The sequence below is a fragment of the Dinghuibacter silviterrae genome (assembly GCF_004366355.1).
Classification (GTDB): Bacteria; Bacteroidota; Bacteroidia; order Chitinophagales; family Chitinophagaceae; genus Dinghuibacter; species Dinghuibacter silviterrae.
Window position 1 is genome coordinate 2,117,394 of record NZ_SODV01000002.1, and the last position, 21,957, is coordinate 2,139,350.

The window sequence follows — 21,957 nt, forward strand, 5'->3', positions numbered from 1 at the left end:
TTATTTCCCGAATTTCTTATTCGGTTTCGCCCCCATGACAAATTCGAGGTTCCCCCCGTTCATGATTTCGTCATAGGTAATATACAAACGGTGTAGGGGCGCTCCATTCAGGGTCGCGCTTTGTACGTAGACGTTTGTCGCGTTTTGATTGGACGCATTTATTTTGAACGTCTTCCCGCTCTCCAGCGTCAGCACCGCCGAACGGACCGCCGGGCTGCCCAGCCAGTATTTATTGTCGCCGGGAGATACCGGGTAAAAACCAAGGGCGCTGAAGATATACCACGCGCTCATCTGCCCGGTATCGTCGTTGCCGCCAAGGCCATCGGGTGTCGGTTTGTACATCCGCCAAAGAACCATGCGGACGAGGGCCTGGGCCTTCCAGGGCTGGTCGGTGAAGTCGTACAGATAAATGTCGTGGTGCGAGGGTTCGTTCCCGTGCACATAGTTGCCGATGATCCCGTCCCGGGTAATGTCCTCGGTTTCGGCAAAATACTTGTCGGGCAGGTCCATCGTAAAAAGGGAATCCAGGTGCGGCACAAAGCGTTTGTTACCCCCCATCAGCGCGATCAGCCCTGCGGGGTCGTGCGGCACGTACAGGCTGTAGTTCCAGGCATTGCCCTCGATAAAGCCTTCGTCGATCGTACGGAGCGGGTCAAAGGTGGTCCGGAAGGTCCCGTCGCTGAGGCGCGGGCGCATAAAGCTGATGGAAGGATCCCACACGTTCCGGTAGTTCTGGGAACGTTTGATGAATTCGTTATAAATGTCGGTCTTGCCCAACTTTTGTGCCGCCTGGGCGATGCACCAGTCGTCATAGGCGTATTCCAGGGTCGTGGAGACGCCGTTGCCATTCTTATCGACGGGGATATACCCGAGGTCGATATAGTCGCCGATGCCGTCGTAGTTGCGGTGACGGGCGGTGGTGACGCAGGCGTCCAGTGCCGCAGCCGGGTCGAAAGGATGTGCGCTTCCCGGCGCGAAGGGCCCGATGCCCTTCACGATCGCGTCGCACACCACCGACACGCTATGGTACCCCGTCATACACCAGTTCTCGTTGGCGGAGTTCGACCAGATCGGCAGCATCTGCTCCGGGCTTTGGTCGAAGTGCGCCAGCATAGACCGCACCATATCCCCGTTCCGGGTCGGCTCGATGATGTTAAAGAGCGGGTGCAGCGCGCGATGCGTATCCCAAAGCGAAAAGGTCGTATAGTTCGTAAACCCGTCCGCCGTATGCACCTCCTTGTCCAGCCCCTCATACTGCCCGTTCCCGTCCATATAGATCGTCGGGTTGATAAAGGCATGGTACATCGAGGTATAGAAATTGACCTTGTCCGAGTCCGCCCCGTCGATCGTGATCTTCTGAAGCTGCTGGTTCCACGCCGTCTGCCCCGCCGCCTTGACCGCGTCAAAGTCCCAGCCCGGGATCTCCGCGCGCAGGTTCGCCAGCGCGTTCTCCATGCTCACCGGCGAAAGCGCCAGCTTCACCCCGATCGCTTCCCCCGCCGTTGTTTTAAAGTCGAAGTATGCCCTGATCTGGCGCCCCGCGATCTCCGGGAAATTGCTGCCCTGGTTAAACTTGCCCCAGAACCCATGATAGGCCGTCCGCCGCGTATAGTTGCGGTTGCCATACGAAATGAACGGCTTGGAAAAGGTCACCGCAAAAAACAATTTTCTTGTCCTTGCCCAACCCGACGTCTCCCGGTACCCCGTCACCAACGTGTCGTTCACCACGCGCAGGTACGTCCACACGTTTTTATCGTCATAGTTATAAATGCCATACATCAGGTCCAGGATAATATGGGCCTGATCGGTCTGAGGAAAAGTATACCGGTGCATACCGACCCTTGTCGTGGCCGTTAGCTCCGCCAGGATATTGTAGTCGTCCAGCTTTACTTTATAATAGTCCGCCTCGGCCGTTTCATTATTGTGGGAAAAGGAGGACCGGAACCCGCTCCGCGCCTCGCCCGCAACCCCCGGGTTCAGCCGAAGGGGTCCCACCGTAGGCATCACGAGGAAGTCCCCCAGGTCCGAGTGCCCCGTCCCGCTAAAATGCGTATGGCTAAAACCCACGATGGTTTTGTCGTCATATTGGTACCCCGCGCAGTATTTATACACGTCCGGATTATACCGGCCGTTTTGCTCGTACGGGATGGTATCCGTCTCCGGGCTCAGCTGGACCATGCCAAACGGCACGGTAGCGCCAGGGAAAGTATGACCCATGCGCTGGGTCCCAATGATGGGGTGGACATACTGTACGAGGTTTTGCTGGGCGGCTGCCTGTTGCGTGCCCGCGCCCAGCGTCACCAGACCCAGGGTGCAGGTCATTAGGATTCTCACGTGCATCGCCAAATGTAAATCGTTTTAGCGAAAAACATTACAGCCATCGGGGTACCGACACTAATTTCAGTAACTTACGACTATGAGACGTTTTTCGCTGCTCTTTCTGCTAACCATTTCGGTTTTGTCCCTCCAGGCCCAAAACCTTTCCCTCCGCTGGGAGCTTTTGTCCAACTTTTACCAGGGCCGCCGGCAAGCCCACTGCGTCCTGGTCCTCACCAATACCGGCCGGGAAGCCCTTCCCCCTTCCGGCTGGGCGCTCTATTTCAACGGATCTTCCACACCCCAGGCCGGACCCACCCCCGCCGGCCTCCAGATCGACAACCTCAGCGGTTGTCTCTTCCGGTTGCGGCCCACTTTGGGATTTCTCGGCATTGGCGCCGGCGACTCCGTCCGGATGGAATACATCGCGTCCGACTACGCCGCCAATACCTCCGACGCCCCCGAGGGCTGGTACCTCGTGTTTGACAACGCGCCTTCCAAAGGATACCCCGTCGCGCACTATACAAAAACCCCCATCACCCGCCCCGAGCTGTTCGACCGCTATCCCGGGGACCACATCCCCGAGGCCACCCCTTCGAACGTCTATACCTGGAACCAGCAGGCGGATCCGGGCGAGGCGCCCGATCTTCTTCCTCTTTTTCCCACGCCCCAGTCGGTCCGTGCCCTTGGGGATAGTGGCGCATTTTACAAAGGCGGCGCCATCTTCCTTGGGGATGATGCCTTTGCCGGCGAGGCGGCGTATTTGAAGGAGCAGGTGCGGGCGCAAACGGGGCTGGCCGCGGCGGTCCGTGCTGCCACCGGCGCCGCCGTTGCCCCGGGCGCCGCCACCGGCGCCTCCTCCGGCGCCGACGGCATCTACCTCGTGAAGGCCGTGGACACCCTCCCGGACGAAGGCTACCGCCTTCATTTGCTGGGCGGCGTCATTCGCATCGAGGCCTCCACGCCCGCCGGGATGTTCTACGGCATCCAGACGCTGCTCCGCCTGTTCCCCGCGGGCCCGCACCGGTCCTCGTACCTTCTCCCCGCGCTCGCCATCACCGACCAGCCCCGTTTTAGCTACCGCTCTCTCATGCTCGACGTAGGCCGCAACTTCCAGACCTACGACGAGATCCTGCGCGTCCTCGACCTCATGGCCTTTTGCAAACTCAATGTCTTCCACTTCCACCTCACCGACGATGAAGGCTGGCGCCTGCAAATCCCCACGCTGCCTGAACTCACCAGCGTAGGTGCCAAACGGGGGCACACCCTCGACGACAAAGACTGGCTGCGCCCCTGCTACGGCTCCGGCCCCGACACCAGCAGCCCCACCGGGAGCGGGTATTACACCCGCGCGCAGTTCATCCATATTTTGACATACGCCCAGCGCTTACACATCCGCGTTATCCCCGAAATCGAAAGCCCCGGCCACGCCAGGGCCGCCATCAAGTCGATGGACAACCGGTACCGCCGCCTGATGGCCGAAGGACGCCCCACCGAGGCCCTGGAATTCCTCCTCCGCGACACGACGGATCAATCGGTATACTCCACACCTCAGGCGTACCACGACGACGTCATGAACGTCGCGCTTCCCTCGGTGTATCGTTTTATCGGCCGCGTGACCTCGGAGCTCGTTTCCATGTACCACGACGCGGGTGTGCCCCTGGAAACCATCCACCTCGGCGGGGATGAGGTGCCCGCGGGGGTGTGGGAGCGGTCGCCGGCTTGCCTGGCGTTAGTCAGGGCGGGCGTCGCGGCATCCGGCGTCGCCACCGCGGCCTCCGCGACGGCGGGCGCCATGCCCCAGACGGTCGGCGACCTCTGGTACTACTACTTCGGCAAGGTCGACTCCATCCTTCGCGGCGAAGGTCTCTACACTTCCGCCTGGGAAGAAGCCGGCATGCGCAAAACCCTCCAGGACGGTCATCCCGCCATCCTGCCCAATCCTGATTTTGCGGGCGGACGTATGCAGGTACACATCTGGAACAATGGGGGTGGGGCGGAAGACCTCGCCTACCGCATGGCCAATGGCGGATACAAGGTAGTGCTGTCGGTGGCATCCCACCTCTACTTCGACATGTCCTACAACAAATCCTTTGACGAATTCGGCTACTACTGGGCCACCTTCCAGGACGCCGATAAACCCTTTACCTATATTCCCTTTGACTATCTACGGCTCTTACAGGAAGACGAACAGGGCAACCCCTTGCCACCGGGCCTCAAAGCGTCAAAGGAACGCCTCACCGACTACGGCAAGTCCAATATCGTCGGGCTCGAAGGATGTCTCTGGGGAGAAACCCTTAGGGGCGCCGGCGGCCTCGAATACAAGCTCCTCCCCAAACTCCTGGGCATGGCCGAACGCGCCTGGGCGCCTGATCCGGTGTGGGCCACCCAGCACGATACGCTGGCCGCGAAACAGGCTAGCCTGGAGGCATGGTATGCTTTTGCTTCCTTACTCGGACGCCACATCCTTCCCCAACTCGATACCTACAACGGGGGTTATGCCTACCGGATACCGCCCCCGGGCGTGATGGTCCGGGATGGCCAGGTATGGGCCAACGTCCAACTGCCGGGTTTGGTGATCCGGTATACCGTGAACGGGCAGGAGCCCGGGCCTAACAGCGCGTTGTATAGGCAGCCCCTTCGGGTGCATGGGAAGGTCCGTCTGCGGGTGTTTAATACGGTGGGGCGGGGGAGTAGGGTGGTTGAGGTTATGAACGAATAGCCCAATCCTGTCAGCTTCAGCGGGCAGACTGCTCGTACCAGCGTAGGACACGCAGCGCCCGCAGCGTGTTCCATCTGCTGGGCTGACCATCGACGTCCTCCAGTGTAAAGTGAACCATGCCGGGATGCGTGTTCTCCAGTAGCCAGGTGCCATCGGGCTGCTGTTTGGATCGAAGCAAGTCGATCGCTTCGTCCATGCGCGGGTCCGGCGCATTCCCTACTGAGCGGAAGTATTCGAGTGCACGTAGCACGTCGTACTGCCAGCGGATAGGAAATGAGCATTGCAGCCAGGCAGGATTGACGATCTCGCCCGTGCTCTTACGCCGGAAAAGTCTTCGTTCGAGGAGGTACTCCTCGCCCCGGCGCCGGGCCGCAACAGATTCCGCGGAGCCGCCGGTGGCGCGCTCATGCGCCAACAATCCTTCCAGGACGTTGATCGTCGTCGCGAACGACGAACGGACGGAACCGTTCTCTGCTTCACAATTCCATCCACCATCTCCGAGCTGCTCACCTAGAAGGCGGGAGACCACACCATCGACATTCTGATTGAAATAAACGCCCAATGCGATTAATCTACCATTGATACATGGTTCGACCTCGCCGCTGAAGAACGGCTGTCCGGCGTGCTCCCAACGACAATGGTCCCTGACCTGCGCCACCGCTCGGCGTACCAGGCTAGCGTGCGGGTCTATCCCGAAATCCCGCAGCAGTTGGAGCGTCGGCAGCGTGGCAGTCCAAGGCTGGCCTGGCTCCGGTTGTGCCGGTCGAAACTTCCGCGCGGGGAAGCACGCGCCTCCTGCCCACTGGCCATCTTCGCCCTGCAATGCCAGAAGCCGGGCGCCCCAGCCCTCGGTAGCTACCCTTGAGCGTTCCGCTGTGGCTACTTCGACCGGCGCATGGGCGAGATCGTGCAACACTTGCCAGCGTATGGCGGGATCCGAGTCAAGAAGCCAATCTAGTACCACCATGTAAATTGTTTAATTCAGTAAGTTCCTTAAATTTCTTGTCCCGAAATTGGTGGTTACCGTTGCCGTGGGCTTTGTCTTATGTTCAACAGATCAACAACAACCTATTCTGTCCCGATTTTTCCTTTGGCGCACGGTGAAGACAAGGAGGAACCTGACTTTCAGGATGATCAACCGCCAACCTCCATAAGTGACCAAGGCCTAAGCTTATTATGCGTGCATTAGGCTCAGCCTGATAGTGTAGATCAAAGAAATGTTCACTTAAAAACGACTCAAAACCTTCCTCTGTTCCATGATATAGTTTTTTGAGCTCATCCCGTATTTCTGGAATAAGTACTTTCTTTTTGCCTTGTGCATTTGGCAATATTTCACTCGAATCACCATAGTAAGTGCATAAAAAGGTATCGGTTGGTATGGGGGAGCGATCTACATGAAAAGAATAAACATCCGTTGGGAAAAATGGGTAGGTATCATCCTGATCATAGTGGTTGATCACATTAAGAATGGGTGATGCGCCATGATCTTTCAAGGCCTTCAAGTCATGTAAAAGAATGTTACGGGCAAGTTGCCCTTGTTCACTCAATTGAAGCGCACAAAGCTCCTCTTGTTCAATGACCGTTATATTCCCGGTTAGCGCTACCTTTTTTACAATCTCGGCAAAATCACCTATTAGTTCACGAGTCCAACAAATCGCATTCATTACGCCACTAAATGGCGTAGTTGCGAGGTCTTGAAAATTTGTGACATAGTGAATCTGATGCTCACTTTTCATATTTTTATTTTACTGAGAAGGCATTTTCACGTAATGAAGCGCAATATGCCCGGATGTAAAAGTCGTCGACCCGATAAGTTTTAATGTTACTTTCTCCTGCAGGCCAAGGTCTTCGAACAACCTTCTCCCTCCTCCTGAGAGGATGGGTTGCACAACAAAAATAAATTCATCGACCAGGCCCAGCGCAATCAGCTGTGCAGGAAGCGCTACGCCACCCACCAACATATCTTTGCCTTGTTCTTGTTTTAATTTAAGTATTTCCTCCTGGAGGTCGGTGCGAACAATTCTGGTGTTACTTCCTTCCGCCTTGTCTAACGTCCGCGAAAAAACAATTTTATTGCAGGAATCAAATGCCTGGGCAAATTCGACATCTTGTGCTGTTTCACCAGAAGGGTTCTTTGCGATATCGGGCCAGTAAGGAACCATGATTTGATAGGTTTTCCGCCCGTAGATGAGCAGGTCGACGTCCCGCAAAAGGCGCATAAAATATGTGCCCACTTCATCACCGGGAGGGACCAAATCGGATAGGCCGAAGCAGCCGTCAATGGAAAGGTTGATGGCGTAGCGTAGCTTTCTCATGACATAGAGGATTGTACAATTTGTTCAATGTTTAGCTTTCGCATGGACATAAACGCCTGTGCTGCCTTGCCCGCCTTGGCTGGGTTGCTCATAATTTCTCCAAGGATTGTTGGAATGATTTGCCACGATACACCGAACTTATCTTTTAGCCAGCCACACATGCTTTCTTCTCCATTTTCAGTGAGCTTTTCCCAGTAATAATCTATCTCGTCCTGCGTTTCGCAATATAAAGTTAACGACACTCCCTCCGTGAACGTAAAATCGTGCTTCGCCGCACTTTCCATCAGCATGAGTTTCTGTCCGTCTACATCGATTTGTGCATGTTTTACTTTTCCTTCTTTGTCGGGTAATTCACCAGCGCCATAGCGGAGCATTTTGTCCACTTTAACGTTGTCAAAAATAGAGGAATAAAGGTCAATGGCTTCATCAACCCGGCCATATTGCTTGCCGGTAAACAGGAGATAGGGCGTTATTTTCTGACCAACATCCTTGAATTTTCCTAGCGCCAGTTGCCAGGATATGCCGAACTTGTCGGTTACCCATCCATATTTTTCACTCCATGGATATGTATCCAAAGGCATCATGATGCTGCCATCTTTGCTAAAGGCCTCCCAGATGTGCTCCATTTCCTCTACATTTTCACAGATGTAATAAAACGAAATGGAGGGATTGGGATGATACATGGGACCGCCATCCAAAAGGATAAGTCTTTGTCCCGACACGTCCATCTCCGTCACGATGGGGGACTGTGTGGTGATTTTGGACTTTTTAAAAACGGAACAATACAATGCCGCGGCTTCTTTTGCCTGATTGTCAAACCAAAGGCAGGGTGTAATTTGTTTTTTCATTTTATTCGCTTTACCGTCAAAAGTATCAAAGCAAATGGCCATAGAATAGAATAAAACCGACACTATGGCTTTTTGTCGGTTAACCCATTTCTCAGATAATCATTCGGTGTGGTCTGTGTAAATTCTTTAAAAGAACGGATGAAATGGCTTTGGTCGGCAAATCCATTGGAAAAAGCCACATCTGATATCTTGCCAAATCGTTGTGACTGAAGCTGTCTGAATGAAAGATCAAATTGGCAGATGCGCCTGTATTGAGTGGCCGTAACGCCTACATATTTCTTAAAAATTCTTTGAAATGTCCTTTCGTTAAGCTTCAATTCCTGAAGTATTTCCGATAAAATTTCTGTGCCGGAATTGCACATAATCTGGTCGGTCGCGTATTGAATAATGTCCAAAATCTTTTGGTTCTCATTCAATTGTTGAACGATTAGATGGTCGAGCACTTCTACTTTCCGCGACGTTGAATCTGCATAAATCAATTGGGTTCTAAGTGCGTTGTATTTATGCGGGCTGCAATTAAAAAGGTCAACAGGTGTCCCTAACAGTTTTTTTGCGGGCATATTGAATAAACCTGCAAGTACAAATGGTTTAAAAAAGTACGCGATAATCGTCGAATGGTTATTGGTTGTCCAATGGCCGGGATCAATGAAATTTCCATGCAGCGTCAATTGTGCAACATGTTCATAGCCGGACGGAGTTTTCTCGGTTTTACAAAAAAGTATCGGTATTCCATTGGTGAAAATGGGCAGGCTATCGGAATCCGGTTCGGAGAAACCTTCAATAATCAGAACCGTTCTCACCAGTTCTGTCAGCAGTTTACCAGGTCTTTGATACCAATGTTTCATTTTGGCTCCTGTTGTTGTCCAAGATACGAACATAAGCCTTGCGGTTTTTTAGAAATAATAGTATACTTGTTGATGCGGGTAAAAATTCTCCTTTTGCTGGGCACACTGGTCGCTTGTCAATCACAACCATTGACCGTTTCCACGGACGCCGGTCTTGTGTCAGGCACAAGTGCCGGGGCTGTCCGGATATTCAGGGGCATCCCGTTTGCGGCCCCTCCCGTAGGGCCCTTGAGGTGGAGGGAACCCCAGTCCGTTACACCCTGGACAGGGGTCCGGCGCTGTATAGCCTTTGGTCCCAACCCTGTACAAGAGAACGGCTGGGGGGTATGCAGCGAGGACTGTCTTTACCTGAATGTTTGGACCACGAAGGTAGACCCGCCGGCGAAAAAGCCGGTGATCGTGTGGATTTATGGAGGGGGATTTACCGGTGGATCCGGCTCCGGCAGTTGGTGTGACGGGGAAGCCATGGCCAGGAAGGGCGTTGTATTCGTGACGTTTAATTATCGGGTGGGCGTATTGGGCTTTCTGGCTCATCCGGCCTTGTCCTCGGAATCCCCGAATCATAGCTCGGGCAATTATGGGATACTGGACCAGATCGCCGCGCTTCAGTGGGTTAAACGGAATATTACTGCTTTTGGCGGCGATCCGGAAAACGTCACGATCGCTGGTGAGTCCGCCGGTTCCTGTAGTGTAAACACCCTGATCGCGTCGCCCCTCGCCCGGGGCCTTTTCCGGCGCGCCATCGCCGAAAGCGGGGCCTTTTTCAAACCGGGACGGAATAGGTCGCTGCGGGAAGCGGAAGAAGATGGCGTACGTACCATGCGCGGAAAAAATGCCCTTACCCTGGAAGCCATGCGCGCTTTATCCCCGGAGGCTTTGCTCAAAGGTGATTACAGGCGTTTGCCCGTCGTGGACGGCTATCTTTTACCCGATCACATTGACGAGCTTTTCAAAAAAGGCACCATCAACAAAGTTGATTTGATGACAGGCTATAACGAGGGGGATAATTTCATAGAGGACACAATGAGCGCGCCGCAATTTATCTCTTTTGCACAAAGAAATTATGGACCGCGGGCAGCCGACTTCCTCACCCTGTATCCCGTGGAACGTGTGCAGCAGTCTCAACAAGCCCTTGGTAGAGACCTGCATTTTGGCTGGGAGCATTATACCTGGGCAAAAGAGGAAGGGGCCAGGGCTTATATGTACTATTTCGACCGGGTTCCCCCCGGCGAACCCAAGCTGGGCGCCTTCCATTCCGCGGAGGTTTGTTATGCGCTACATACGCTGGCGTACCAGAACAGACCCTGGACGCCCTGGGACACCACGCTCAGCAACCTCATGAGTGATTATTGGGTCAACTTTGCCTCTACTGGGGATCCCAACAAGAAAGGGCTTCCGCCCTGGCCCGCGTTTTCCGCCTCAAAAACCCAGGTCATTCGGTTGGGGGATACCGTGGAGTCAATCGACCTTCCGGCCATGCGCGCTTTTGGATTCTTTCAGCCTTATCCAAGGTGAATGTATTTCTCCACACGGTTGTTGATCATTCCGGGTGAACGGTTGAATTGTTTTTCTTCGGGCACAAAGGGACCTTTATTTAGCGCCATGATTACAAAAGCCTGTCTGCGTTTTTCGCCGTTGCTCATCTGTGTCCAAATATTGTTCGGCCATATAGCCGGCCTGTCCCAAGCCAGCCGTCCTGAAATTTTTGCCCCCGGAATCATTTCCGGGCCCCTGCATGAGGCGGCGCCGGCTTTCACCCCCGATGGCAAGACGGTTTACTACCATTGCGCCGGCCCGTCCATCCAGGGGACTATCCTTGTCGCTCACCTGCAAAAAGGCGGGTGGTCGACACCGGAAATTGCCCCCTGGTCCGGGGAATGGTCCGATATCGAGCCGGCTATGTCCCCGGATGGATCCTATATGATCTTTTCCTCCAACCGGCCGGCTGTACCGGGGGGTAAGCCGTTGGATGGATACTGGCAAAGCCAGGCCTTCCCCAGAAGTGGTGGAAACCTCTGGCGGGTGGACAGGAAAAATGGTCAGTTCGGAGAGCCTTACCGGCTTCCGGATATGATCAATAGCGGTTCATCGATCTTTTCCCCGGCCATCGCCGCCGATGGCAGCCTTTACTTCATGCGCCCCCTCGGCGATACCGGCAGGTTCCATATTTACCGGGCGGCATGGCGTAATGGACAATACGAAAAGCCGGAACTGGTCCCCTTTAGCGCCCCAGGCAATTTTGGGGATGTGGATCCCGCGGTAGCTCCCGATGAATCCTTTCTCATCTTTAGCTCAAACCGGCCGCCGGCCGTCAAGAACCAGCTTTTTATTGTTTACCGGGTTGCCGGAAAATGGGGAGAACCCGTCCTGCTCAACGATACGATCAACCGGCCGCCGGCGAACAATGTGGAAGCCAGGCTGAGCCCGGACCTCCGGACCTTGTATTTTTCCAGCGGCTATGCCCCGCCGGTTACTTATCCCAATGACCGGGACAATTCCAGGAAGATGCTGGAACAAAGCCGGTGGTATAATGGCAATTCCAATATCTGGTATGTCCCCATCGGTCATTTGATAGGACATTAACCGAAATGACCCCACTACACAATAGCCCCAGACGGCTGGGCTTAAAAAGGAGTGCGAAAAAGGCTAAGGCTTCTTTATTTTCACAACCCCTGTTTTATACAAATTGATTGCCTTTTGCAAAAGGCCTGCACCCATAGGTAACAAAACATTTTTCCTTTATAGCAAAAGAAGGGCATTCCGTACTTCCATGTTGCCGATATCTCGTGGTCCTGTTGGAGGATAATGGTGCGAAGGGCCAACAAACAACTTCTCGCTGGCTCCTCCTGTTGTTCGTAATAGTTTTCTAATGCGTTCATATTTTCTTTACCTTTGGCCGATCACGAAAATTCGTATTCACAAAATAGCTGTACTCCTGACATTTAACACGAGCAAGGCGGATTCCTACAACGCGGCAGAATATTTACTACAAGAGCACCCCTGAAAGATCCATCATAAATCCTATATCAATAATGAAGAACCTTCTATTGTTGCTCTGCGGCATTGCCTTGATTTTGCCCGCCCACGCCCAGTATGTGTACTCCATTAAAGCGGATAGCGTCTTGCTCACAGGGGGAAGCTGTGATTCCTCGGAGCTGATCATTAAGAACCATACCCAAGCGGTACAGGGCTTTCTCTACAATACAGGGAACGGGAGGACGGTCTTCAAAAAGGTCCTTACAAAGGTAAGTACTGCGACCTATCTGGTGGGTGCGGACACTTTGACCACCACGGGTTCGGCGCCGCCGGTCGATACGGTGGATAATATTGCGCAGCTCGAAAATTATTCGAGGTATGCCAACGTCCATACGGTGATTGTCTCTGATACATTGAGAGGGGGCGTCTTCAATTGGTTTCCGGCCGGTATGCCGGATAGTGGCCAGGTGTTCCCGGCCACGGGTATCGGTTCCGGTTTCTGGATCCGCAACCTGGGGGACAAACAGTCATCGAACCCGTGGTGGTATGGGTTGACGCCCAATATTCCGGGGGATACGACGGGCGCCCACGCCAATGCCATCGCGCTCCAGCGTTGTGTAAACGCCAACCATATCATCCAAATCCCGAGCGGCAACTATTATATAGACAGTACGATCTATTTGTACCAGGGCACGAGTATTGGGGGCGTACATGCGCAAGGCGGCGCCAATGCCAATGGCGGCACGGCGTTAATCACCACGGATACGGTAACGGCCCTGGCCTATGCGCTGGCGGGGGATATCAACGGTATGACGCTTATCCATGATATGAGCCTCTACAATATTGCCGCCTGGGGCGTCCAGCCCAACGACGGGTTGGTCATTTCCCGTGGGTTTTATGACGTACAAAGGTTGATCATCAACAATTTCAGCGGCAGCGGTCTTCACGTGACCAGTTTTTTTAACGGCGTGAATACCGTTGCCGATAATGGCAACCTTACGTTGGTGTATTCGACCGGCAATGGCCGGCATGGCGTGGAAATATCGGATGGCGCCGATAACAACAACTGCAACATCAACCAGTGTCAGTCTACGGCCAATCACCTGAGCGGCTTCTACCTGGCCGGCAATCATCACGTCATCATCAATACCAATTCCACCCTGAACCGTCAGTATGCCATTGACGACGAGGGGTCGTCGAATGTCTACCTGAATCCTTATGTAGAGGAAGGGTATGGGGATACCGTCATGTTGAATGGCGTATACGGGGTCTTTGATGCCGGCGCGTACTTTGGCGGAAAGTTCGTTATTGCCGGAACAGGGGTGGGGAATGGGTGGTCGATCGATTGGGGGAGCAGGCATGCCAGCTACGGCCTTATCGGATGTGCGACAAATTATACGGGCTCGAATCCCCTGTACAACCTGGATACGACCTTTGCCTATCAAAGTTACCTCCCGGGTCACATGACGTATTATTCCATCGAAAACAACACGCCGCAACCGGAAGCGATTGACATCAGCACAGTGGGAGGGCCCATGACGAACATTCCTATGATGGTCAATACGGGAATATCCCTTGGGGGGTTCCTGGGTTTTGGCGGCAACTTTTCCCTGGGTACGACCGGCCCCTGGGGCCAGGGTATTGTATGGAACTGTCAGAACCTGAACTCGCCCTACATTACATCAGAAGGGTCATCCGGCGGCCACAGCGTTGTCATTACTTCGCCCAACCTCCACAACTATCCCTATGACTTGTCTATAGGCGAAAACGGCAATATTTATGGCCATGCGGGTGTTTTCCTGGGCGGGCAAACCTTTCAGGGGCTTTCCGATGTCGGATCATCCGTCATTTCCTACGCAAAACCTTCCAATGCGACGACCCAAAGAGAAGCGGGGTTCATGGCGTTTACAAACGTCGATAGTATATCCCTTCAGCCTCGGGCGCATGCGTTTGGGGTGAGAAATTGGGTGGATACGACGGGGCAGTGGAACTTTTCCACGTTTGGCGTGGATTCGGCCACGGTTTTCGATCAGACGCACGGGGGCAACTATACCTTCCTGGCACACGACAGCAGCAGCCAGCTGATCATCAACACCACCAATAAATCGACATACGCGACCATCCTCAAGACGGGACCTTACCTGCCGGGCACTACAACCGACTCCATCCTTGTGTGGCACCGGTCGGACAGCAGTATCCGGAAGGTGGCTGCCACCAGCCCGGACACCGTATGGGGGAATGTCAGCACATCGGGGACCTCGGTCATGCTGAGTCTGCCCGCAGCCAATGTCAATGTAACCTTTTCCTACGGTACGTCGACTGCGGAAACCGCAGCCCTATCCGCCATATCGGGTAGCGCCACCGTCAATTGGACCCGGTCGGTACTGTACGGCGCCTCCGGTTCCGCGAGCGCCACGGGTGACGCGTATACCCTCAGTACCAGCCTGAGCATCATTGATGCCTCGGTGTATAACCAAAGCAACGAGCAGTGGAAGCTCAACGTCATGAATCCATCGACCCACGCGGTGTATGAGGTCAATGCCATGTTATCGAATAACGGGGCCAATACCATCGTATGGGCGCATAGAATATTTTGAGCCGCTCACTTGGTGGGCTCCCTGAAAACGCCTTTCCCGTTCGTCAGGTAGGAAAATAGGCTGGTTTGGATCCAGTGTGTCCAGCCCGGTTCACAGTCCTTGTAGCATTCCACGTCGGGCGTAAGGCCCTCGTGGGTGAAGGTCAGTGCGGTTACGCCGTTTTGTTCATGGAGGTCAAAAATCAGCCGGGTGTTTGTCCATTCGGTTTTGTCCGAATACCAGGGCATATAGCAATCGGTGACCAGCCAAACCAGTCTTGAGCCGGGGATTAATTCGGCTACGGTAAAGTTGAAAAAGGAGTCCGCGGTCATCTTGACGACAAACGTATCGTTTTGTTTTTCGGTGTGCCCGGTAACGGTGACGCCCCACCATTCCGGGATGTTGCTGATCTTCCCGATCGCCTCTACAGCAGTGACTTCTGCCGAGATACTGCTTTTGAAATTGTTGTTGCTCATTTTTTTAAACAAAAATAGAGCGCTGATTGCCTTGTGTATTGTACGAATCGGAACTCAGCTCCTGTAATGTTTGGTGGCCAGTTCGTTCAGGCCGTATTGAAGGTCGGTGGGGGTGAAGCCTGTAAACCTTTTAAAGGCGCGGAGGAAATGGGATTGGTCGTAGTAGTATTGGTAGATATGGTCTTTTAAGCGTTGCCATGGGAGACCGGCGGCATACGCCTCGTAAAACTGTTTGAACCGGACGATTTCGGACAGGTTTTTGGGCCCTGTTCCCAAATGCTCCGAAAATTTTTTATTGAGCCATCGTGCGCTATAGCCGGTATCTTTTTCAAGCGCTGCCACGGTCATCAGCCCTTTGGAATCGGAAATGCGTTGGATACAATAATCGTAGATGGAGTCCGGGGCGGCTTTTTCCAACCGCTTGATCAAAAAATCCTGAAGAACGGCCAATTTCAGGTTCAACACGCTTGCGTCTGCAAGTTTTGACTGCAGTTCTTTTGCGCTGTTGCTGATCAGGTCGCCCATCGAAACAATTTGATTTTTGACCTCGATGTACGACAGATGGAATAAACGATAGGCACCGAGCGGGTTGAATTCGATGATGATCGTGCCCGTCTGTTTATCCTCTTGCGGGTCAAGCATCACGGGTGTATCGATCAGGCCGGTCAGACTTAGTTCATGTTCACCCTGGATAAAGGGCTTTCCCTCTATATTGGCCACGATCCCGTTGCGGTAGGTGAGCGTTAATTTGAAGTTGGCGTTTGGAACGATCAGTTTTTTATCCAGGGCAGGAAGACGGCCGCTGCTTTCAAACACATACATTTTCGCAATGTAGGGGCTTAAAAGCGGATGGGGTGTGACCGGTATGAATCGGAACGCCGTCATGTCTTTCTAATGTAATGGAAATTTGGCGATATTTGCACGGCAAATGATGACTACCGCATTTCTTTTCGACTTGAACGGTACCATGATCGATGACATGGAGTACCACGTAAAGGCCTGGACCGGTATCCTGAACGAAGATCTCCACGCGGGCCTGGAAGACGCCTACATCCGCGGCCAGATGTATGGCAAAAATGAAGAACTTTTCCACCGGGTATTCGGCCCCGACCGCTTTACGGCGGAGGAGATCGAACACTGGTCTATGGAAAAGGAAAAAAGATACCAGCAGGCCTTCCGCCCCCATCTTCGCCTGATCGCGGGCTTGCAACACTTTCTGGACGAAGCGAAGCAACTGGGGATCGCCCTGGGGATCGGCACCGCGGCCATTCCCTTCAACCTGGATTTTGTACTGGATAATTTGGCGATCCGTTCCTATTTCGGCGCCCTCGTTACCGCCAACGACGTGGCGGTCAGCAAGCCGGACCCGGAGGTCTACCTGGCTTGCGCCCGGGCCCTACAAGTTCCGCCGGAACGCTGTCTTGTTTTCGAGGACGCACCCAAGGGCGTGGAAGCGGCTTTGAATGCGGGGATGAAAGCGGTGGTGATCCTATCCTCCCTACACGGTGAATCCGAGTTCGTCGGGTATCCGAATGTCGTCCGTATGATCCATGATTATACGGAAATCAGTCCCGAAAACCTGACCTGTCTTTTATAAAAAAAGGGCCAGCTTATAGCTGGCCCACTTTATAATATACTTCGCTCCAGCGAAGCTCGTTCTTGAACGAGTGTAGCTTCGTGTCTTTTCCAATCAGCACCAGCTCGATCCCCGCCATTTCGGAGAAGTCTTCGAGGTGCTCGGCCGTGAGGTTTTGGCTGTAACAGGTATGGTGCGCGCCACCGGCCAGGATCCAGGCAGAGCAGGCCGTGGCCATGTCGGGGTAGGGCTTCCAAAGCACGCGTGCCACGGGCAGTTTGGGCAGGCTATGAATGGGGTTGACGGCCACCACTTCATTGACCAGGAGGCGGAAGCGGTTGCCCATGTCGATGATCGAGGCATTCAGGGCAGGACCCGCGGCGGAATTAAACACCAGGCGAACGGGATCGGCCTTGCCGCCGATGCCGAGGGGGTGGATCTCACAGGAGGGCTTGTTGTCCGCGATCGAAGGACAGATCTCCAGCATATGTGACCCCAGGACCATGGCGTTGTTGGGGTCGAAATGATAGGTATAGTCCTCCATAAAGGAGTTGCCCCCTTTCAGACCGCTGGCCATGACCTTCATCGCCCGGACAAGGGCGGCCGTTTTCCAGTCGCCTTCGCCCCCGAAACCATATCCTTCGGCCATCAGGCGCTGGCTGGCGATACCAGGCAGTTGTACGAGACCGTGGAGGTCTTCAAAGGTATCGGTAAAACCCTTGAACTTCCCTTTTTCAAGGAAAGCCCTCAGACCGGCTTCAATACGTGCCGCATCCCGCAGCGAGGCGTGCTGGGCGCCGCCCTTTTTCAGCGCGGGGGCGAGGGTATAGACCTTGTCGTATTCGGCGCAAAGGTCGTCCACCAGGGATTCCTTGACGGCGTTGACCTCTGCTACGAGGTCGCCGACGCCGTGGGTATTGACGGAATATCCAAACTTCAATTCGGCTTCCACCTTGTCGCCTTCGGTGACGGCTACCTGGCGCATGTTGTCGCCAAAACGGACGAAACGCGCGCCCTGCCAGTCGTGCCAGCCGCAGGCGGCGCGGAGCCAGGCGTCGAGCCTTTCGTGGACCTGGGGATCCTGCCAGTGGCCGGTCACCACCTTGCGGTTGAGGCGCATCCGGCTCATGATGAACCCGAATTCGCGGTCGCCGTGGGCGCTTTGGTTGAGGTTCATAAAGTCCATGTCGATCTCGCCCCAGGGGATGTCCCGGTTAAACTGGGTATGGAGGTGGAGCAGGGGCTTTTGGAGGACCTTCAGGCCGCCGATCCACATTTTGGCCGGGGAGAAAGTATGCATCCAGGCGATGATGCCTACGCAGTTTGCCTGGGTATTGGCTTCCTGGAGGAGGTGGTAGATTTCTTCGGGTGTCTTGACGACGGGTTTGAACACGATCCTTACAGGGATCTGGGGGGCATCGTTCAGCGCGCCGGCAATGATGCGGCTGTGTTCCGCCACCTGGCGCAGGGTTTCTTCTCCGTAAAGGTGCTGGCTACCGGTGACGAACCAGGCTTCAAGCGTTTTTAGATCTTTCATGGTTTATCATTGCCCGTAGTATGAGCCCGGGCCGTGCTTTCTTTCAAAATGTTTTTTGATGAGCGAGTCCTTCAGAACGGGGACGTCCTTACGGATCTGTTCGGTGAGGTAAGCCATCTGGGCGATGCTTTCAAGCACGGCGCTGTTGTAGACGGCCTTGTCGGCGTTTTTGCCCCAGGTAAAAGGGGCGTGGTTACCGACGAGGATCATTTCCACTTCCTCGTAGCTGAGCCCTTTTTGCTCCAGGCATTGCATGATCTGGAACCCGGTCTGGTATTCGTAATCCCCCTGGATCATGCGGTCGTCCATGGGCGGCGCGCAAGGGATATTGACGGTGTTGTGATCGGCGTGGGTGGTCCCATAAATGGGAATGTCCCGCTGAGACTGCGCCCACGCGGTCGCGTAAGTGGAGTGGGTATGAACGATGGCCCCGATCTTCGGCCAGTGTTTATACAACACGGCGTGGGTCAGCGTATCGGAGGAGGGCCGCAGGTCTCCCTCGACGGTATGCCCGTCGAAGTCGACGATCACCATTTTGGAGGGGGACAGCAGCTCGTAAGGAACCCCGCTGGGTTTGATGGCAAAAACGCCGGCGTCCCGGTCGGCCGCGCTGACGTTGCCGAAAGTGAAGAGCACCAACCCCAGGCGAGGCAGTTGCATATTGGCCTCGTAGGCCGCTTCTCGTATCGTTTGATAGGACATAGTCGTCGTTTGTCGGGCTCCTTTTAAAGTGTGGTCGCGCCCAGCGACTGGTAGCGCCGGTAGCGTTTTGCATACACGGGCACGCGCCGGGCATCCGGCTTAAATTCTTTATCGAATCCGGGGCCCATGGCCGCCATGGCGTCTTCCACCTTTGGATAAATACCCGCGACCGTGGCGGCGAACATGGCGGCACCAAGGGCACAGGTTTGTTCCGAGCGATGGATACGGATAGGCATATCCATCACGTCCGCCATGACCTGCATGATATAGGGGGACTTCCGTGCGACCCCGCCAAGGCCGATCAGGCCCCTGACGGGTACGCCTTCTTCCCGGAAACGGTCTACGATCGCTTTGGCGCCGAAACAGGTGGCTTCCACCCAGGCCTTGAACAACCGGGGAGCGTCGCTGGACAGGTCGAGCCCAACCAGGGCGGCCTTGACTTCCTGGTTGGCGTCCGGTGTCCTTCTGCCGTTGAGCCAATCGAGGGCCAGGGGATCGTTTTCGGACAAGGGCAGCGCGGCGGCGGCATCGGTCAGGGCGGCAATAAGCCGGGCGCTGACTTCCTCCTGAAGGGCATTGATCTCTCCACCGGCGATCAGGTTGGTTTTGGGCAACACGTAGCGGAGCGGCCACATAAGGACGTCCCTCCACCAGGCGTAGACGTCCCCGAAAGCGGACTGCCCGGCTTCGAGCCCGATCATCCCGGGGATGACCGACCCGTCGACCTGTCCGCAGATTCCTTTGACCAGCGTCCCTTCCAGGTCGGCCTTGGGGGCGACGAGCATGTCGCAGGTAGAGGTCCCCATCACCTTGCTCAGGTAATAAGGTTCGATCTGGCCACCCACCGCGCCCATGTGGGCGTCGAATGCACCGACCCCCACCAGGACATCTGCGGGCAGCCCCAGGCGCTTAGCCCAGGCAGCACTAATGGTTCCGGCCGCCTGGTCTGCCGTATACGTATCTTTGAACAACCGGGTCGTATAACCGCCCAGCAAAGGATCGAGTTCCGTAAAGAAGCTGTCGGGCGGCAAACCACCGAATTCCGCGGCCCAAAGCGCCTTGTGCCCCGCCGAGCAAACGCCCCGCTTCATCCGGTGGACGTCGGTGCCACCGGTCAGCAAAAAGGGCACCCAGTCGCAGTGCTCCACCCAGGAGTAACAGGCCGTACGGATGGATTCGTCCACCCGAAGGATGTGGAGGAGCTTTGCCCAAAACCATTCGGAGGAATAAATACCGCCCACGTATTGCAGGTAGTTGACCGGGTAGCGGGTGGCATGGGCGTTGATTTCCGCCGCTTCCCGCGTGGAGGTATGGTCCTTCCAAAGCACAAACAACGCGTTCGGATTTTCTTCAAAACCAGGCAGCAACCCGAGCGGGGTACCGGTCTTGTCCACCGCGATGGGCGTCGATCCGGTGGTATCCACCGAAATGGACCTGACGGCGGCGGCTACCTCGGGGCCGGCCAGGTTCAGACAATCCTTGACCGTATACTCGATGCCTTCGATATAATCCAGCGGATGCTGCCGGTAACGGCTTTCGGAGGGGTCGCAAAAACGCCCCGCCTTCCAGCGAGGGTAGTAAAAGACAGAAGCGGCGAGCTCTTTACCGTTGGCGGCGTTGACGATGATGGACCGGACCGAATCCGTGCCGAAATCCATTCCAATGACGTAGTTTTCCTTTCCCATGGGGCAATAATTGTCAAAATAACACGTATTATTCCAACTGCGCAAGTTTTTTTTACAGGCGGCCGCCGGCTCCGGTGCGGCCCGCTCGCCACCGCCGGCTACTTCAGGTTATCCGGGTTCGGAATAAAATTCAGAAACGCGTGGAACTTCGCCGTGTACCTCTTTTTATCCAGCTTGAAATAAAAGGCGCCCTTTTTCGAATTCTCCTTGTCCTTGTCTTTCTGCTTGATTAACAATCCTGTAGAGAGAACTTTCCGGCTGAAATTGCGCTTGTCCAGGGTGGTGTCGTAAATGGCCTCGTACAAGGTCTGTAGCTCGGGGATGGTAAATTTACCGGGCAGGAGCTCGAAGAGGATAGGGTGGAAGGCAGCCTTGTATTGGAGTTTTGCCTTGGCCATCTGGACCATTTCGGAGTGGTCGAAAATAAGACGGGGTATTTCATGGATGGGGAACCATTCCGCCCGGTAGTCCTCGTTCAGTTGGTTCTCATAATCATGAATGTTGATCAGGGCGAAATAGGCCGCGGATACCGTCCGCTCCGCGGGGTCCCGGTCGGGGTCGCTGAATAAATGGAGCTGTTCCAGGTACACCCCTTCCAAACCGGTTAGTTGCTTCAAAATGCGCGCTGCCGCGGATTCGGAGTCTTCTTCGTGCTGTACGAAACCGCCCATCAAGCTCCATTTTCCTTTTTCAGGCTCCATTCCCCGCTTGATGAGCAATAATTTCAGTTCTTTGCCGTCAAAGCCAAATATGATACAATCCACTGCCAATAACAATCTCGCTTGTTTGGTATATCTGGTCATAGCGTAAAAATAGTTTTTCCCATCCTCATTTACCGATAATATCCAAAGGTTTACCGAATACGGCCTGTACAGGGGTTCAGGCGACGTTTAATGGAATATTTTTGGTTACCGGTTCTAAAAAAGGAAGTTATGAAAAAAATAATTGCAGCACTATCCGTTCTTATACTATCTGTCTGTGCTTTAACCGCTAGCGCCCAAAACGGCGGCGGCGGCGGGGACCGCATGGCGCAGTATCGTCAAATGCTGAAGGACTCCGTTCAGCTGAGCGACACCCAGATCGATTCCGTGATGGCGATCCGCCAGGAAATGCGCCCCCAGATGCGGGACATCTTCCAGGACCAAAGCCTGAGTCAGGACGACAAAATGGCCAAAATGAAGGCGCTGAACCAACAGGCCGATGCACGCTACGCGAAGTTTTTGACCGCTGACCAGATCGCCAAACTGGACGCGATGCAACAAAGAATGATGGGCCGGATGCGTCAACGCCAGCAGGGTGGCGGAGGCGGGAACCGCTAACAAACGTTGTTTTCCCTTTAACCCTTCTTAGATAACGGCTGCCCATCCCGGACGGACATTCCTC

At 54.6% G+C, this 21,957-nt stretch carries 19 protein-coding genes; 6 read left to right on the top strand and 13 right to left on the bottom strand.

Annotated features, from left to right (window positions below):
• Entirely contained in the window at nt 1-2,340 is a 2,340-nt protein-coding gene (locus tag EDB95_RS25840) for a GH92 family glycosyl hydrolase (protein WP_133999521.1), read from the bottom strand.
• Nucleotides 2,341-2,416: 76 nt separating this feature from the next.
• Here EDB95_RS25840 and EDB95_RS25845 point away from each other — a divergent pair, with 76 nt between their 5' ends.
• Nucleotides 2,417-5,038, top strand: a complete 2,622-nt coding sequence (locus tag EDB95_RS25845; RefSeq protein ID WP_133999524.1) for a family 20 glycosylhydrolase — start codon at nt 2,417-2,419, stop codon at nt 5,036-5,038.
• A 16-nt stretch (nt 5,039-5,054) separates the two neighbouring features.
• Here EDB95_RS25845 and EDB95_RS25850 read toward each other — a convergent pair whose 3' ends face one another.
• The 5 genes from EDB95_RS25850 to EDB95_RS25870 all read right to left on the bottom strand — a co-directional run bounded on the left by EDB95_RS25850 (nt 5,055) and on the right by EDB95_RS25870 (nt 9,079).
• A complete protein-coding gene (locus EDB95_RS25850) occupies nt 5,055-6,005 on the bottom strand; it encodes a prenyltransferase/squalene oxidase repeat-containing protein (RefSeq protein WP_133999527.1) in 951 nt (316 codons plus the stop codon).
• A gap of 82 nt (nt 6,006-6,087) precedes the next feature.
• Nucleotides 6,088-6,774 (bottom strand): DUF1826 domain-containing protein, encoded by a 687-nt coding sequence (locus tag EDB95_RS25855; protein ID WP_133999530.1) that lies wholly within the window; start codon nt 6,772-6,774, stop codon nt 6,088-6,090.
• A 9-nt stretch (nt 6,775-6,783) separates the two neighbouring features.
• Complete coding sequence (locus tag EDB95_RS25860; RefSeq protein ID WP_133999533.1) at nt 6,784-7,353, bottom strand: dihydrofolate reductase family protein; 570 nt, start codon at nt 7,351-7,353, stop codon at nt 6,784-6,786.
• Nucleotides 7,350-8,243 carry a VOC family protein gene (locus EDB95_RS25865; protein WP_246073787.1) on the bottom strand — a complete coding sequence of 298 codons (894 nt, stop codon included), beginning with the start codon at nt 8,241-8,243 and terminating at the stop codon, nt 7,350-7,352. Before EDB95_RS25865 ends, EDB95_RS25860 begins: the two co-directional genes overlap by 4 nt.
• Nucleotides 8,244-8,263: 20 nt before the next feature.
• A complete protein-coding gene (locus EDB95_RS25870) occupies nt 8,264-9,079 on the bottom strand; it encodes a helix-turn-helix domain-containing protein (protein WP_133999536.1) in 816 nt (271 codons plus the stop codon).
• A gap of 60 nt (nt 9,080-9,139) precedes the next feature.
• On the opposite strand from EDB95_RS25870, the gene EDB95_RS25875 reads away from it, so the two are divergent.
• Entirely contained in the window at nt 9,140-10,561 is a 1,422-nt protein-coding gene (locus EDB95_RS25875) for a carboxylesterase/lipase family protein (RefSeq protein ID WP_162852797.1), read from the top strand.
• 87 nt (nt 10,562-10,648) lie between these two features.
• Nucleotides 10,649-11,629: a TolB family protein gene (locus EDB95_RS25880; protein WP_162852798.1), complete on the top strand. Its 981-nt coding sequence runs from the start codon at nt 10,649-10,651 to the stop codon at nt 11,627-11,629.
• A gap of 80 nt (nt 11,630-11,709) precedes the next feature.
• On the opposite strand, the gene EDB95_RS25885 is transcribed toward EDB95_RS25880, so the two are convergent.
• Nucleotides 11,710-11,925: a DUF1801 domain-containing protein gene (locus tag EDB95_RS25885; protein WP_133999544.1), complete on the bottom strand. Its 216-nt coding sequence runs from the start codon at nt 11,923-11,925 to the stop codon at nt 11,710-11,712.
• 153 nt (nt 11,926-12,078) lie between these two features.
• Here EDB95_RS25885 and EDB95_RS25890 point away from each other — a divergent pair, with 153 nt between their 5' ends.
• Nucleotides 12,079-14,619, top strand: coding sequence for a hypothetical protein (locus EDB95_RS25890; RefSeq protein ID WP_133999547.1), 2,541 nt, complete (start codon nt 12,079-12,081; stop codon nt 14,617-14,619).
• Between the two features lie 5 nt (nt 14,620-14,624).
• On the opposite strand, the gene EDB95_RS25895 is transcribed toward EDB95_RS25890, so the two are convergent.
• Together EDB95_RS25895 and EDB95_RS25900 are read right to left on the bottom strand one after the other, a co-directional pair.
• Nucleotides 14,625-15,074, bottom strand: coding sequence for an SRPBCC family protein (locus EDB95_RS25895; protein ID WP_133999550.1), 450 nt, complete (start codon nt 15,072-15,074; stop codon nt 14,625-14,627).
• A 54-nt stretch (nt 15,075-15,128) separates the two neighbouring features.
• The gene (locus EDB95_RS25900) at nt 15,129-15,959 is read right to left on the bottom strand and encodes a helix-turn-helix domain-containing protein (RefSeq protein ID WP_133999553.1); all 831 of its coding nucleotides are present in this window, start codon (nt 15,957-15,959) and stop codon (nt 15,129-15,131) included.
• Between the two features lie 46 nt (nt 15,960-16,005).
• Between EDB95_RS25900 and EDB95_RS25905 the strand changes: the two genes are divergently transcribed.
• Nucleotides 16,006-16,671 (top strand): HAD family hydrolase, encoded by a 666-nt coding sequence (locus tag EDB95_RS25905; protein ID WP_134000373.1) that lies wholly within the window; start codon nt 16,006-16,008, stop codon nt 16,669-16,671.
• 13 nt (nt 16,672-16,684) lie between these two features.
• Here the strand turns inward: EDB95_RS25905 and araA are convergent, their stop codons facing one another.
• The 4 genes from araA to EDB95_RS25925 all read right to left on the bottom strand — a co-directional run bounded on the left by araA (nt 16,685) and on the right by EDB95_RS25925 (nt 21,377).
• On the bottom strand, nt 16,685-18,187 hold the full coding sequence (gene araA, locus EDB95_RS25910; RefSeq protein ID WP_133999556.1) for an L-arabinose isomerase: 1,503 nt from the start codon (nt 18,185-18,187) through the stop codon (nt 16,685-16,687).
• A 6-nt stretch (nt 18,188-18,193) separates the two neighbouring features.
• Nucleotides 18,194-18,889 (bottom strand): L-ribulose-5-phosphate 4-epimerase, encoded by a 696-nt coding sequence (locus EDB95_RS25915; RefSeq protein WP_133999559.1) that lies wholly within the window; start codon nt 18,887-18,889, stop codon nt 18,194-18,196.
• Between the two features lie 23 nt (nt 18,890-18,912).
• Nucleotides 18,913-20,574, bottom strand: a complete 1,662-nt coding sequence (locus EDB95_RS25920) for a ribulokinase (protein ID WP_133999562.1) — start codon at nt 20,572-20,574, stop codon at nt 18,913-18,915.
• A 98-nt stretch (nt 20,575-20,672) separates the two neighbouring features.
• Entirely contained in the window at nt 20,673-21,377 is a 705-nt protein-coding gene (locus EDB95_RS25925; RefSeq protein ID WP_133999565.1) for an NUDIX hydrolase, read from the bottom strand.
• 129 nt (nt 21,378-21,506) lie between these two features.
• Between EDB95_RS25925 and EDB95_RS25930 the strand changes: the two genes are divergently transcribed.
• Nucleotides 21,507-21,893 (top strand): hypothetical protein, encoded by a 387-nt coding sequence (locus tag EDB95_RS25930; RefSeq protein ID WP_133999568.1) that lies wholly within the window; start codon nt 21,507-21,509, stop codon nt 21,891-21,893.
• The last annotated feature ends 64 nt before the right edge of the window (nt 21,894-21,957 follow it).